The organism is Nocardioides sp. P5_C9_2 (genome assembly GCF_054049555.1).
This window is the reverse complement of sequence record NZ_JBFUMD010000044.1, coordinates 1-13,116: the sequence shown is the minus strand read 5'-3', so window position 1 is coordinate 13,116 and position 13,116 is coordinate 1. Positions and strand designations below refer to the sequence as shown.

Genomic DNA, 13,116 nt, shown 5'->3' with positions numbered 1-13,116 from the left:
GCCTCACCTCCTGGGACGCGGGTGCCCGGCCCGTTCCGGTCGCGACCCGGCTGGCCGCCCGGTCGGCGGTGCAGGAGGGCGCCGCCGCCCTGGTCGTCGACATCGCCGGACCCGCGACCGCGGTCGTCGAGGGGGACGACCTCACCCGGCTCGCCGCCGGGTGGCGCGTGGTGCGCCTCCAGGGGGGTCAGGGGGGGCAGCTCGGCTGGATTGGCCCCGCGACGGAATGATCGGCTAGCCTTGGGTGTTGACCGATCAGTTCCACTCTGCCCCCGCGGGGAGCGGGACCGATCCTCCAAGCGGGAACAGCAGCATCGTTCCCCACCCGCACCGGCCGCACTGCACACAGGTCGTCGGGTCACGGTCCGGATGAGTCGCACGCCCAGCGTGCGGCACTACTGGCTCCCGCTTGGTACACAGCGGGAGCCGTTCCTCATTTGCGGGCACGTGTCTCCGGCCAGGGTCACCCCAACCACTGAGTCACTGGAGGACACATCAGCACCGAGCTGCGCATCAACGAGCGGATCCGGGTTCCCGAGGTCCGACTTGTCGGGCCCAATGGAGAGACGGTCGGCATCGTGCCGACCGACCAGGCGTTGAAGCTTGCCCAGGAGGCAGACCTCGACCTCGTCGAGATCGCGCCCCAGGGGCGGCCGCCGGTCTGCAAGCTCATGGACTACGGCAAGTTCAAGTACGAGAACGCCCAGAAGGCTCGCGAGGCGCGTCGCAACCAGACGAACGTGATCATCAAGGAGATGAAGCTTCGTCCCAAGATCGACGCGCACGACTACGAGACCAAGAAGGGCCACGTCGTCCGCTTCCTCAAGGCCGGCGACAAGGTCAAGATCACCATCATGTTCCGCGGTCGCGAGCAGCACCGCCCCGAGCTGGGCTTCCGGTTGCTGCAGCGCCTGGCCGAGGACGTCACCGAGCTCGGCTTCATCGAGTCCTCGCCCAAGCAGGACGGCCGCAACATGATCATGGTGCTCGGCCCGCACAAGAAGAAGGCCGACGCCAAGATCGACGCCGCCGCCGCCAAGGACGCCAAGGCGGCCGAGCGTGAGGCAGCCGTGGCCGAGGAGCAGGCCGAGCGCGACGCCGCCCACGCGGCCGGCCCGGTGGCTGCCAAGAAGGAGCGCGGCCGCTCCGAGAACCTCGACGACGAGATCGAGGCCTGAGCCTGCGGGACACCGCAGCCTCGCCACGACACCCACGTCGTCGCACCACGACGTCCCAGACATCCAGCAGCTAGAGAGTAGAGAGAGATGCCGAAGAACAAGACGCACTCCGGTGCCAGCAAGCGCTTCCGCGTGACCGGCTCGGGCAAGATCCTCCGCGAGAAGGCCGGCAAGCGCCACAACCTCGAGAAGAAGCCCTCGAAGGTCACCCGCCGCCTCTCCGGCACGGTCGAGGTCGCCAAGGCCGACAACGCCCGCGCCAAGAAGCTGCTGGGTCGCTGACCCACGAAGCCGCCTCCGGCGGTTGGTTGCACCACCTTTCCGAGTTTTGAGCACCAAGGAGTAAGAAATGGCACGCGTCAAGCGGGCAGTCAACGCCCAGAAGAAGCGCCGGGTAGTCCTCGAGCGCGCCTCCGGCTACCGCGGTCAGCGTTCGCGCCTGTACCGAAAGGCCAAGGAGCAGGTCACCCACTCGCTGGTCTACAGCTACAACGACCGCCGCAAGAACAAGGGCAACTTCCGCAAGCTGTGGATCCAGCGCATCAACGCCGCCGCGCGTGCGCAGGGCATGACCTACAACCGCTTCATCCAGGGCCTCAACCTCGCCGGTGTCGAGGTCGACCGCAAGATCCTGGCCGAGCTGGCCGTCAACGACGTCGCCGCGTTCAACGCGCTGGTCGAGACCGCCAAGGCCGCCCTCCCCGAGGACGTCAACGCGCCCAAGGTGTCTGCCTGAGCATGAGCACCCCCCTGACGGCGGGCACCCCACTCACGGTGGGGAACGGCCGCGTCAAGGAGGCTCGCAAGTTGAGCCGCCGCCCGGTCCGATCCGAGCGGCGGCTCTTCCTTGCCGACGGCCCCAAGGCCGTCGAGGGCGCACTGTCCGTGCCGGGTTGCGTGGTCGAGGTCTTCGCCACCCCCGACGCCCGGCACCGGTACGCCGACCTGCTGGCCACCGCCGACGACGTCACCACCGTGGACGACCGGGCGCTGGCGTCGCTCTCCGAGGCGGTCACTCCCGCGGGCCTCGTCGCCGTGTGCCGACACCTCGACGTCCCGCTGGCCGACGCCCTGTCCGGGTCGCTCGTGGTCATCTGCGCCGACGTGCGTGACCCTGGCAATGCGGGCACCGTCATCCGTACCGCCGACGCGGCCGGGGCCGGCGGTGTCGTGCTGGCCGGGAGCTCGGTCGACGCCTACAACGCCAAGACCGTGCGGGCGACCGTGGGCAGCCTGTTCCACCTCCCCATCGCCGTCGAGCCCGACCCAGCGGTCGCCGTCGCCGCCGCGCAGGCGGCCGGCTACACCGTACTGGCGGCCGACGGGTCGGGGGACGTCGACCTCTTCGACGCCGACCTGGACGGTCCCACGGCGTGGCTCCTCGGCAACGAGGCGTGGGGCCTGCCCGCCGAGCTGGCGACGCTGGCCGACGGGCGCGTCGCGATCCCGATCCACGGCCGCGCCGAGAGCCTCAACCTCGCCACCGCCGCCGCGGTCTGCCTCTACGCCAGCGCCCGCGCACAGCGGTCCTGACGAGGACCTCCGTGATCCTCATCGACCCGCCGGCCGTGCCTCGCTGGGGCCGCACGTGGTCCCACATGGCCAGCGACACGTCGTACGACGAGCTGCACGTCTTCGCGAGGGCGAACGGCGTCCCCGAGCGCGGCTTCGACCGCGACCACTACGACGTGCCGGCCGAGTTCCACGACGCGATGGTGGCGGCCGGCGCGGTCCCGGTGACCAGCCGGGAGCTGGTCGCGCGCGTGCGTGCCGCCGGGTTGCGCCGTCCCAAGGCGGCCCGTCCCGACTAGGGTGAGCCGGTGCCCCGCATCGTCGAAGCCCGGCCCACGCGGCTGCAGTCGTTGGCCGACCTCTACCCGGACGGCATCCTCGGCGCCACCATCGGGGGCGAGATMACGTTCGTCAACGACCACGCGGCCCGGCTCCTCGGGACCACGGTCGAGCAGGCGATGGGTGGTCGGCTCGAGGAGGTGCTGCTCCTGCAGGACCAGGACGGGCAGACCTGGCTGGACGTCAACCGTCCCGACCGCAGCCTCTCCACGCGCACCGGCGTCCCCGAGCAGTCGTGGCTGAACTCCAGCGGCGAGGAGGTGCTCACCACCGCCCGCATGGTCCGTGAGCGGCCCCTAGCGCCGGTGGTCGGTGTGGCCATCGGGATCCGCAACGGTCGGGGCAGGGCGCGGCTCGACCGCGAGCGCTCGGACCTGGTCGCGACCGTCGCCCACGAGCTGCGCTCCCCGCTGACCGGCGTGAAGGGCTTCGTCCAGGCGCTCCTCAACCGTTGGGACAAGCTCAACGACGAGCAACGCAAGCTGATGCTCACCACGGTCAACGCCGACGCCGACCGGTTGGTGCGCCTCATCGCCGAGCTGCTCGACGTGGCCCGCATCGACACCGGCCGGCTCTCGCTCTACCCGCGGGAGTCCGACGCGGTCGTGCTGGCCCGGCGGGTCGTGGACTCGGTGGGCGCCGGCACCAGCCGGATGGTCGAGCTCGATGCGGCCGAGGGGCTGCCGGAGATCTTCGCCGACCCCGACAAGTTCACCCAGGTCGTCACCAACCTGGTGGAGAACGCCGTCCGCCACGGGCAGGGCCGGGTCACGGTGTCCCTGGCGGCGACGCCCGGGTCCTCCGACGTCGACGGCGTGCGGATCTGCGTCGACGACGAGGGGKAGGGCATCCCGGAGGAGATGCGCCGACGCGTCTTCACCAAGTTCTGGAAGCACGGTTCCAGCGGTGGCTCGGGCCTGGGGATGTACATCGTGGGCGGGCTGACCCGCGCGCACGGCGGCTACGTGACGGTCACCGAGTCCGACGGCGGGGGAGCCCGCGTGATGGTCGACTGGCCGCGCGAGGACCGCCGCCCGGAGTGACCAGGCCCGGGAGGCTCACTCGGAGGCGGCCATGGTGGCGCCGAGCCCGATCATCATCACGCCTCCGGTGACCCCCATGGCGTCCAGCCGCTCCGGGCGCCGTGCGAACCAGTCGCGTGCCTTGCCCGCGGCCATCGCCCACGCGGAGTCACTGGCCACGGCCAGCAACGCGAAGACCAGGCCGAGGAGCGCGACCTGCAGCCCGACCGGGCCCGACGGGTCGGTGAACTGCGGCAGGAAGGCCACGAAGAACACGATCGTCTTGGGGTTGCCCATGCCCACCAGCAACCCGGTACGGACCGCGGCGCCGGGCCGCTCCGGCGTGCGACGACCGGCCGCCATCGCCACCCGTGCGTCCTTGCGGTGCCGGATCGCGGAGACACCCAGCCACACGACCCAGGCGGCTCCGGCCAGCTTGAGCACGGTGTACGCGGTCGCGCTGGCGGCCACCACGGCGCCGAGGCCGAGCGCCACGAGCACCACCTGCACCAGCAGGCCGAGGGCGTTGCCGACGACGGACAGCAGGGCCTCGCGACGCCCGACGCTGAGCGCGCGACCGATGGTGAAGAGCAGGCTAGGGCCCGGCACCTGGATGAAGAGGATCGAGGCGAGCACGAACGCGAGGAGCTGGCTGGTGGTCGGCACCCGTCAAGGCTAGGACCTCACCGGCGCCAGCGCCTCCCGGTTCTCACGGGGGCCATCTGCACACAACCTTCACGAGTCGTCCGCGCCTCGCGCGCGGCCGGGCTCCTAGGGTCGACCCATGACACGACGACGGGTACTGGTGGTCGAGGACGACCGGGTCATCAACGACCAGCTCGCCGAGCGACTCCGGGCCGAGGGCTACGACGTCGTCCAGGCGTTCGACGGACCGGCTGCGGTCCGTGAGGCCCACGAGGTCGAGCCCGACGCCGTGATCCTCGACGTCATGCTGCCGGGCATCGACGGCCACGAGGTGTGCCGTCGCATCCAGGCGGCACGCCCGGTCCCGGTCCTCATGCTCACCGCGCGCGACGACGAGGCCGACATCCTCGTCGGGCTCGGTGTCGGGGCGGACGACTACCTCACCAAGCCGTTCCGGATGCGGGAGGTCGTGGCCAGGGTCGCGTCCCTCGTCCGCCGCGTCGAGCGGGCGTCCGAGCTGGCCGCCGGGACGGACCGCGACCCGCTGGTCCTCGGCGCGCTGGTCGTCGACCCGGGGCGGCGCCGCACCACGCGCGACGGGAGCGAGGTCCACCTGACGCCCACGGAGTTCGACCTGCTCGTGTGCCTGGCCCGTGAGCCGGGCCAGGTGCTGACCCGCGAGCGTCTCCTCGCCGACGTGTGGGGATGGGCCGAGACCGGCCTCACCGGCGTCGCCACGCGGACCGTGGACAGCCACGTCAAGGCGCTGCGCCACAAGCTCGGTGCCGCCTGGATCCGCACCGTGCACGGCGTGGGCTACGCGTTGGAGCCCGGGGAGCCCGCTCCGTGAGCGCGGCGCTCGACCCGGTCACCAGCATCAAGGTCAAGCTGGGGGCGCTCGTCGCCGCCTCGGTCGTCGCGGCCGCGCTCCTGGCCACCCTGGGCTCCGCCGCAGGCGTCCCCGCCCTGCTCACGGTGCCCGTCGCGGTGGCCCTGGYGCTCGGGGTCACCCAGCTGCTCGCCGCCGGGATGGTGGCCCCGTTGCGGGAGATGACCGACGTCGCCCAGCGGATGGCACGCGGCGACTACTCCGGCCGGGTCCGCACCACCTCCACCGACGAGGTCGGGCGGCTCGCCGACGCGTTCAACCAGATGGCGGCCGACCTCGAGCGGGTCGACGCCGAACGGCGCGACCTGATCGCCACCGTCTCCCACGAGCTGCGCACCCCCCTCGCGGCCATGACCGCGGTCCTGGAGAACCTGGCCGACGGGGTGGTCCCGGCCGACTCCGACCACCTGTCCGGGGCGCTGGCCCAGGCCGAGCGGTTGCGGGACCTCGTCGCGGACCTGCTGGACCTGTCCCGGCTCGAGGCGGGGGTGATCCGGTTGGATCCCCGCGAGGTGGCGCTGGCGGGGCTGGTCGAGGAGTGCGTCCGCGAGGTGGGCCACGCCGGCCGGACGGCGTCGTACGACGTCATGGTCGACCCCGGCCTGCTCGTGACCGCGGACCCGTCCCGACTGCGCCAGCTGCTCGTCAACGCCCTCGACAACGCCGGGCGCCACAGTCCCTCGGGCGTCCCCGTCCGGGTCTCGGCCGGCACCGGTGGCGACCACTGGTGGCTGGAGGTCGCGGACGACGGATCCGGGGTCGAGCCCGAGGACCGCGAGCGCGTCTTCCAGCGCTTCGGCACGAGCGCCACCGGGGGTGGCACCGGCCTCGGCCTGGTCGTCGCGCGCTGGGTGGCCGAGCTCCACGGCGGCACCCTGCGCTTCGTCGACCCCCGGCCCGGCCGATCCGGGGCACGCCTCCGGCTGCAGGTCCCGCTGAACATCCAGATCCAGGTCCCGTTCCACGTGCCCCAGGAGGCAGTCGTGCCCGGTCCGTCCCAGCCACCGCTCACCGGCCGCACCGAGGTCGCTCCGCCCGGACGTCAGGCCCCGGACGGGCAGGTCGGGCCACCCCCACCCGGCCTCGACGCCCTGTTCGGCGCGTTCTGGCCCGAGGCACCCGGCTCGGCCGCGCTCCGGGTGGTGGTCGCCAGCGTCCTGGTGGGCGTGCTCGCCGGGGCCACGATGGCCTTCGTGGGCCCGGGGCTCGCGTGGACGTTGGTCCTCGCGGCCGCCGGGGGAGCGGCGTACGCCACCGCCCGGCACCGACGCGACCGGTTCGTCGTGGGCGCCACGGTCCTGGGGCTGCTGCTCGTCGTACCGCTCACCCTCCTGGACAACGCCGGCATCGCGCTGCTCTGCGTCGTCGCCGCGATCGCGGTGTTCCTGGTGGCGGTGACCCGCGCGGTCACGCTGTCCGGCTTCGTGCTGGCGGGCCTGTCGTGGCCGCTGTCCTCGCTGCGGGGGCTGCCGTGGTTCGGTCGCAGCCTGCGCCTCGCGGGGACGGGGGGCCGAACCCCCGCGGTGGCCCGCACCGCGGCCCTGTCGATGCTCGGGCTGGTGGTCTTCGGTGCGCTCTTCGCCTCGGCCGACGCGCTGTTCGCCAGCTGGGTCGACGTCGTGGTGCCCAACCTGACCTTCGGGGACCTGGTGGCCCGGGTGTTCGTGGCGGTCGCGGTCTTCGGGCTCAGCCTCGCCGGCTCGTACGCCGCCCACCACCCGGCACGCGTCGAGGCGCCCCGCCGCGCGGTGGAGGCGCTGCCCCACCGCTTCGAGTGGTTGGTGCCGGTACTGATCGTCGACGGTGTCTTCCTGGTCTTCCTCGCCGCCCAGGCCACCGTCGCGTTCGGTGGCCACGACTACCTCGAGCGGACCACGGGAGTCACCTACGCCGACTACGTCCACCAGGGCTTCGGACAGCTCACCGTGGCCACCGCGCTCACCCTGCTGGTGGTGTGGGCGGCCGCCCGCAGGGCCGGGGACGCCCCGCACGACCGGCTCTGGCTGCGTACGTCACTGGGACTGCTCTGCGTGCTGACCCTCGTCGTGGTCGCGTCCGCGATCTACCGGATGCACGTCTACCAGCAGGCCTACGGCTTCACGACGCTGCGCCTCGTCGTCGACGTCTTCGAGGGCTGGCTCGGACTCGTGGTGCTCACCGTCATGGTCGCCGGGGTGCTGGGCCTGGGGCGCTGGATCCCGCGCGTCGCGCTGGTGACCGGTGCCGTCGCCACGCTCGGCCTCGCGGTGGTCAACCCCGACGCCTGGGTGGCCGGACGCAACATCGACCGCTACGAGGAGACGGGAGCCCTCGACCTGCGCTACCTCCAGTCGTTGTCGGCCGACGCGGCGCCGGTGATCGCGGAGCGGCTGCCCGAGCGGGTGGCGGGATGCGTGCTGCAGGACCTCAGGCTCAACCAGCTGAGCGGGGACGAGTCGACCGTGTGGGGATGGAACCTCGGACGTCACCGTGCGGACGACGCCCTCGCGACCGTGGAGATGCCTGCGGCCCCGGACGCCACCGGCGATCCGTGCGCGCCCGTCTACGAGGAGTTCGGCGAGCCCTCCGGCACTCCGGTCGACTAGCATCGCCGGTTCCGTACGACGCGGGGTCCGGGGAGCTGCCCCGGCCGGCCGGCTCCTACAATCGGCGCGTCCACGCAGACGCTGAGGAAAGGGAGCCATGTCCGGCCCCAACACCGAGTACGACCCCGTCGAGGTCACCCCGCTGAAGGCCGACGAGGTCGAGGCCATGCGCGACGCGGCCGTCGCGGCGATCGCCGCGGCCACCGACCTCGAGGCCCTAAAGACGGTCCGGCTCGAGCACGTCGGCGACCGCTCGCCCCTCGCCCTCGCCAACCGCGAGATCGGCGCCCTGCCGCCCCAGGCCCGCAAGGACGCCGGGCAGCGCGTCGGTCAGGCCCGGGGTGCGGTCAACAAGGCCCTCGCCGCGCGTCAGGTGCAGCTCGAGGCCGAGCACGAGGAGCGGATGCTGGTCGAGGAGACCGTCGACGTCACGCTCCCCACCGGCCGGACCCGCCGCGGCAGCCGGCACCCGATCACGCTGCAGTCCGAGCTCATCGCGGACATCTTCGTCGCGATGGGCTGGGAGATCGCCGAGGGGCCGGTCGTGGAGGCGGAGTGGCTCAACTTCGACGCCCTCAACCTCGGTCCCGACCACCCGGCCCGCACCATGCAGGACACCTTCTGGACCGAGCCCGCCGACCACCACGTCGTGCTGCGGACCCAGACCTCGCCGGTGCAGGCGCGGACCATGCTGACCCGCAGGCCCCCGATCTACGTGGCCTGCCCGGGCCGGGTGTTCCGCACCGACGAGTACGACGCGACGCACAGCCCGATGTTCCACCAGGTCGAGGGCCTCGTCGTCGACGAGGGCATCACCATGGCCCACCTCAAGGGCTCCCTCGACCACCTCGCCTCACAGCTGTTCGGTGACGGGATCGACACCCGGTTCCGTCCGTCGTACTTCCCCTTCACCGAGCCGTCCGCCGAGGTCGACGTCCGGTGCTTCGTGTGCCGGGGCGTCGACAGCGCCTCCTGCCGGACCTGCCGCGGCGAGGGCTGGATCGAGTGGGGTGGCTGCGGCGTCGTCAACCCGCGGGTGCTCGTCGCGTGCGGCATCGACCCCGAGACCTACTCCGGGTTCGCCTTCGGCATGGGCATCGACCGCAGCTTCATGTTCCGCCACACCCTGGAGGACCTGCGCCCGCTCTTCGAGGGCGACGTGCGCTTCTCCTCCGCCTTCGGCACCGAGATCTGAGAAGGACCCCTCGTGAAGACCCCCCTGTCCTGGATCACCGAGCACGTCGACGTGCCCGAYCACGTCACGACCGACGAGCTCACCGCGCGACTCACCCTCACCGGCCTCAAGCTGGAGGGCATCCACAGCCCCGGAGCCGACATCACCGGTCCGCTCGTCGTCGGCCGGGTGCTGACCGTGGAGCCCGAGCCTCAGAAGAACGGCAAGACCATCAACTGGTGCACCGTCGACGTCGGCCCTGCACTGAACGCTGCCAACGGCACCGGCGAGGCCGGTCAAGGGGTGGGCATCGTGTGCGGCGCCCACAACTTCGTGACCGGCGACCTGGTCGTCGTCGTCCTCCCCGGGGGAGTGCTCCCGGGCGGCTTCGAGATCTCCGCCCGCAAGACCTACGGCCACGTGTCGTCGGGGATGATCTGCTCGGCCGCCGWGCTGGGCCTGGGCGACGAGCACGACGGCATCATCGTGCTTCCCGCCGACGCCGGCGAGCCCGGCCAGGACGTGCGCGGCGTGCTCGGCCTCGACGAGGAGGTCATCGAGTTCGAGATCAACCCGGACCGGGCCTACGCGCTCTCGCTGCGCGGCATCGCCCGCGAGGTGCTCGTCTCCGTGGAGGGCGCCACCGGCTTCCGGGACCCCGCGCTGCGCGACACCCCGCCCGCCAACGACGGCGGCCACCCCGTCAGCGTGGAGGACCCGGCGGGCTGCCCGGTCTTCGTGGCCCGCAAGGTCACCGGCTTCGACCCGACCGCCCCGACGCCGGACCTCATCGCCCAGCGCCTCACCGCGGCCGGCATGCGCCCGATCTCGCTGGCCGTCGACGTCACCAACTACGTCATGCTCGAGACCGGGCGGCCGATCCACGGCTACGACGCGGACCTGCTGCAGGGACCCGTCGTMGTACGCCGGGCCCGCGAGGGGGAGCGGCTCACCACCCTCGACGGCACTGCACGCACCCTGTCGGCCGAGGACCTGGTCGTCACCGACGACTCGGGGATCATCGGCCTCGGCGGCGTCATGGGCGGGCAGACGACCGAGATGTCGGATTCCACGACCAGCATCCTGGTCGAGGCGGCCCACTGGGACGCCACGTCGATGTTCCGCACCGGGCGCCGGCACCGCATCACGTCCGAGGCGGGCAAGCGGAACGAGCGCGGCGTCGACGCCACGATCTGCGAGGCCGCGGCGGACCGCGTCGTCGAGCTGCTCACGACGTACGGCGGTGGGCAGGCCGACCCCGGCGTCACCGTGGTGGGGACGCCTCCGGCGATGCCCGTGATCACCGTCTCGGGCGACCGCGCCGCGCGGGTCTCGGGACTCGACATCAGCGAGGAGCGGGCCGTCGAGGCGCTGCGCGCCGTCGGCTGCGAGGTCTCGGGGAGCGGGACCCTCGAGGTCACACCACCGCCGTGGCGCCCCGACCTCACCGATCCGCAGGACACGACCGAGGAGGTCATCCGGCTCGTCGGTTACGACACGATCCCGTCGGTCCTGCCCCAGGCACSGGGTGGCCGGGGCCTGACGCGCACGCAGCTGCTGCGACGCCGCGTCGGTCGGACGATGGCCGGTGCCGGGTACGTGGAGGTCGTCACCTTCCCCTTCGTGGGCGACACCGACCTGGACGCCCTCGGGCTGCCGGCGGACGACCCGCGGCGCACGACGCTCCAGCTGTCCAACCCGCTGAGCAGCGAGGCCCCGGGGATGACGACGACCCTGCTGCCGGCGCTGCTCCGCACCGCGGGCAAGAACGTGGGGCTCGGCACGACGTCGTTGGCGATCTTCGAGGCGGCTTCGGTGACGCTGCCCCGGGCGACGGCCCCCGCGCCGATCCTGCCCGTGGACCGGCGCCCCACCGACGCCGAGCTCGACGCGCTCGACAAGGCACTGCCCGCCCASCCCCTCCACCTCGGTCTCGTCGCCGTCGGTGAGCACGAGCAGCCCGGCTGGTGGGGTCCCGGGCGGACGGTGGCCTGGTCCGACGCCGTGGAGGCGGTGCGGACCGTCGCCGAGGAGCTCGGACTCGAGCTGACCGCACGCCCGGCGGCGACCGCGCCCTGGCACCCCGGTCGGTGTGCGGCCCTGCTGCTCGGCGACGTCGTGGTGGGTCACGCCGGCGAGCTGCACCCCCGGGTGTGCGCCGACTTCGGGCTGCCCGCGCGCTCGGTGGCCGCGGAGGTCGATCTCGACGTCCTGCTCGAGCACGCCGTCCACCTGCGTCCGGCTCCGAGCTTCTCGGGCTACCCCGTCGCCAAGGAGGACGTGGCTCTCGTCGTCGACCAGACGGTCGCCGCGGCCGACGTGGAGGCGGCCCTGCGCGAGGGGGCGGGCGACCTGCTGGAGTCGATCCGGCTCTTCGACGTCTACACCGGGGAGCAGGTCGGCGAGGGGAAGAAGTCGCTCGCCTTCGCGCTGCGGTTCCGGGCCCCGGACCGCACGCTCAAGGAGGGCGAGGCCGCCGCCGCGCGCGACGCCGCGGTCCGCCTCGCCGCCGAGCGCACGGGAGCCGTGCAGCGCTGAGGACCTGCTGGGTCCTCAGTTGATCGGGTTGGCCACGATCGCGCGGAAGCGGTCCAGCACGTCCCGATCACCCACGATCGACAGGTCGGCCTCGCCGCTCCGGTGCCAGAGCCAGGCGTCGAGGGCGGCGGCCGGTCCGTCGATGACCACGTCGGGCTCGAGGTCCTCCGGCGCGTCCACGAGGTGACAGTCCTCCTCGCCACCGATGACGTCGCCGTTGCGGGGGTCCGTCCCGCTGAAGAGCCCCAGCTGGGCCCACAGCTGGTCACCGGTGTCGGTGCAGTCGAGGCGGACGTGGTGGGGGAGCGGCTCCCACGAGCCCCACGGAGGGCACCCGCCGTACATGACGTCGATGACCTCGGCGACGCCGTCGGCGGCGAGCCGGGCATCGACCGCAGAGGGCTGGTCGGCTGCCAGCTCGGCGTCGAGGCGGTGGACCAGCRCCTCGTGGGCCTGCCGGCGCAGGATGAAGCCGACCGTGTGGTCGTCGGACCAGGTCCACGCCTCGGCGACCGGGTCGGTCCCGTCGAGGGCCTCGGTGAGTGCCGCGCTCGCGACGTCGAAGGCGGCGAGGAGGTCGTCGTACGCCCGGGGTCGCTCGACGTCGTAGGCCTCCTCACCCTCGGTGGGCTCGCTCGGTCGCTCCGCGACCCGGCCCGCCCAGAACCGCTGCACCTTCGTGAGGTGCCACAGCAGGTCGGCGGCGTCCCAGTCGGGGCACGACGGCACCCGGGCCGCGGGATCGCAGCCGGCCAGCACGGAGCGGAACCGCGCGGACTCGGAGCGGATGTGGGCGAGGTAGTCCTCGGGCGTCAGTCGCGTCATCGCCCCAACGTAGGTCCCACCACCGACACGGCGACACCCGTCATCGACGCCAGCGGCCACGGCGGCGCGGGACCGGCTCCACGTCGTGGTCCAGCGCCAGGCGCAGGGTCCGAAGGGCGTCCGGGTCGCCGCTGACCGCGACGCCCTCGCCACCCGGGAGGTCGTGCAGCCACCAGAGCAGGACGGTGGCCGGACCCTCCACCGTCACGACCGGCTCGGCCGCGTCCCCCGACCGCAGGGCTCCCAGGTCCGCCCGCCGGTCCTGCCCGAAGGAGACCGGCCACGCCTGCCCGGCGTCCGTGGCCCGCAGGATCGCCGGCCGCGGGTGCCACGCGACGGCGGCGTCCGGCTCCGCCCAGTGCTCGAGCGCCCGGTCGATCCCGTCCGCCGCGGCGGCGGGGTGCAGCGC

At 72.8% G+C, this 13,116-nt stretch carries 13 protein-coding genes and 1 pseudogene; 11 read left to right on the top strand and 3 right to left on the bottom strand.

Features of this window, described 5'->3' with window-relative positions:
* From ACXJKL_RS04040 to ACXJKL_RS04010, 7 genes are all read left to right on the top strand, one after another.
* Positions 1-230: SseB family protein (locus ACXJKL_RS04040; RefSeq protein ID WP_457205768.1), on the top strand; the 230-nt coding region annotated here is incomplete at its 5' end.
* Between the two features lie 264 nt (positions 231-494).
* Positions 495-1,178 (top strand): translation initiation factor IF-3, encoded by a 684-nt coding sequence (gene infC, locus ACXJKL_RS04035; RefSeq protein WP_457205769.1) that lies wholly within the window; start codon positions 495-497, stop codon positions 1,176-1,178.
* Between the two features lie 87 nt (positions 1,179-1,265).
* A complete protein-coding gene (rpmI, locus tag ACXJKL_RS04030) occupies positions 1,266-1,460 on the top strand; it encodes a 50S ribosomal protein L35 (RefSeq protein ID WP_056886183.1) in 195 nt (64 codons plus the stop codon).
* A gap of 67 nt (positions 1,461-1,527) precedes the next feature.
* A complete protein-coding gene (gene rplT, locus ACXJKL_RS04025; protein WP_108345803.1) occupies positions 1,528-1,914 on the top strand; it encodes a 50S ribosomal protein L20 in 387 nt (128 codons plus the stop codon).
* A 2-nt stretch (positions 1,915-1,916) separates the two neighbouring features.
* On the top strand, positions 1,917-2,711 hold the full coding sequence (locus ACXJKL_RS04020; protein WP_457205767.1) for a TrmH family RNA methyltransferase: 795 nt from the start codon (positions 1,917-1,919) through the stop codon (positions 2,709-2,711).
* Positions 2,712-2,722: 11 nt separating this feature from the next.
* Positions 2,723-2,989 carry a DUF4031 domain-containing protein gene (locus ACXJKL_RS04015; RefSeq protein ID WP_457205766.1) on the top strand — a complete coding sequence of 89 codons (267 nt, stop codon included), beginning with the start codon at positions 2,723-2,725 and terminating at the stop codon, positions 2,987-2,989.
* 9 nt (positions 2,990-2,998) lie between these two features.
* Positions 2,999-4,072, top strand: coding sequence for a sensor histidine kinase (locus ACXJKL_RS04010; RefSeq protein WP_457205765.1), 1,074 nt, complete (start codon positions 2,999-3,001; stop codon positions 4,070-4,072).
* A gap of 15 nt (positions 4,073-4,087) precedes the next feature.
* Here the strand turns inward: ACXJKL_RS04010 and ACXJKL_RS04005 are convergent, their stop codons facing one another.
* Complete coding sequence (locus tag ACXJKL_RS04005) at positions 4,088-4,717, bottom strand: LysE family translocator (protein WP_457205764.1); 630 nt, start codon at positions 4,715-4,717, stop codon at positions 4,088-4,090.
* A 118-nt stretch (positions 4,718-4,835) separates the two neighbouring features.
* On the opposite strand from ACXJKL_RS04005, the gene ACXJKL_RS04000 reads away from it, so the two are divergent.
* The 4 genes from ACXJKL_RS04000 (at position 4,836) to pheT (ending at position 11,882) form a co-directional block, all read left to right on the top strand.
* Positions 4,836-5,546 (top strand): response regulator transcription factor, encoded by a 711-nt coding sequence (locus ACXJKL_RS04000; RefSeq protein WP_457205763.1) that lies wholly within the window; start codon positions 4,836-4,838, stop codon positions 5,544-5,546.
* Positions 5,543-8,170 carry a DUF4153 domain-containing protein gene (locus tag ACXJKL_RS03995; protein ID WP_457205762.1) on the top strand — a complete coding sequence of 876 codons (2,628 nt, stop codon included), beginning with the start codon at positions 5,543-5,545 and terminating at the stop codon, positions 8,168-8,170. Before ACXJKL_RS04000 ends, ACXJKL_RS03995 begins: the two co-directional genes overlap by 4 nt.
* A 97-nt stretch (positions 8,171-8,267) precedes the next feature.
* The gene (gene pheS / locus ACXJKL_RS03990) at positions 8,268-9,365 is read left to right on the top strand and encodes a phenylalanine--tRNA ligase subunit alpha (RefSeq protein ID WP_457205761.1); all 1,098 of its coding nucleotides are present in this window, start codon (positions 8,268-8,270) and stop codon (positions 9,363-9,365) included.
* Positions 9,366-9,377: 12 nt separating this feature from the next.
* Complete coding sequence (gene pheT / locus ACXJKL_RS03985; protein ID WP_457205760.1) at positions 9,378-11,882, top strand: phenylalanine--tRNA ligase subunit beta; 2,505 nt, start codon at positions 9,378-9,380, stop codon at positions 11,880-11,882.
* A 15-nt stretch (positions 11,883-11,897) separates the two neighbouring features.
* Here pheT and ACXJKL_RS03980 read toward each other — a convergent pair whose 3' ends face one another.
* Together ACXJKL_RS03980 and ACXJKL_RS03975 are read right to left on the bottom strand one after the other, a co-directional pair.
* Positions 11,898-12,707: a maleylpyruvate isomerase family mycothiol-dependent enzyme gene (locus ACXJKL_RS03980; protein ID WP_457205759.1), complete on the bottom strand. Its 810-nt coding sequence runs from the start codon at positions 12,705-12,707 to the stop codon at positions 11,898-11,900.
* Between the two features lie 40 nt (positions 12,708-12,747).
* Positions 12,748-13,116: pseudogene (locus tag ACXJKL_RS03975) on the bottom strand (hypothetical protein); the annotation flags it as partial.

Excerpts from the sequence above, each read along its gene's own strand:
- rpmI (WP_056886183.1), top strand. The coding sequence starts at position 1,266 with ATGCCGAAGAACAAGACGCACTCCGGTGCCAGCAAGCGCTTCCGCGTG.
- rplT (WP_108345803.1), top strand. The coding sequence starts at position 1,528 with ATGGCACGCGTCAAGCGGGCAGTCAACGCCCAGAAGAAGCGCCGGGTA.
- ACXJKL_RS04020 (WP_457205767.1), top strand. The coding sequence starts at position 1,917 with ATGAGCACCCCCCTGACGGCGGGCACCCCACTCACGGTGGGGAACGGC.
- ACXJKL_RS04000 (WP_457205763.1), top strand. The coding sequence starts at position 4,836 with ATGACACGACGACGGGTACTGGTGGTCGAGGACGACCGGGTCATCAAC.
- pheS (WP_457205761.1), top strand. The coding sequence starts at position 8,268 with ATGTCCGGCCCCAACACCGAGTACGACCCCGTCGAGGTCACCCCGCTG.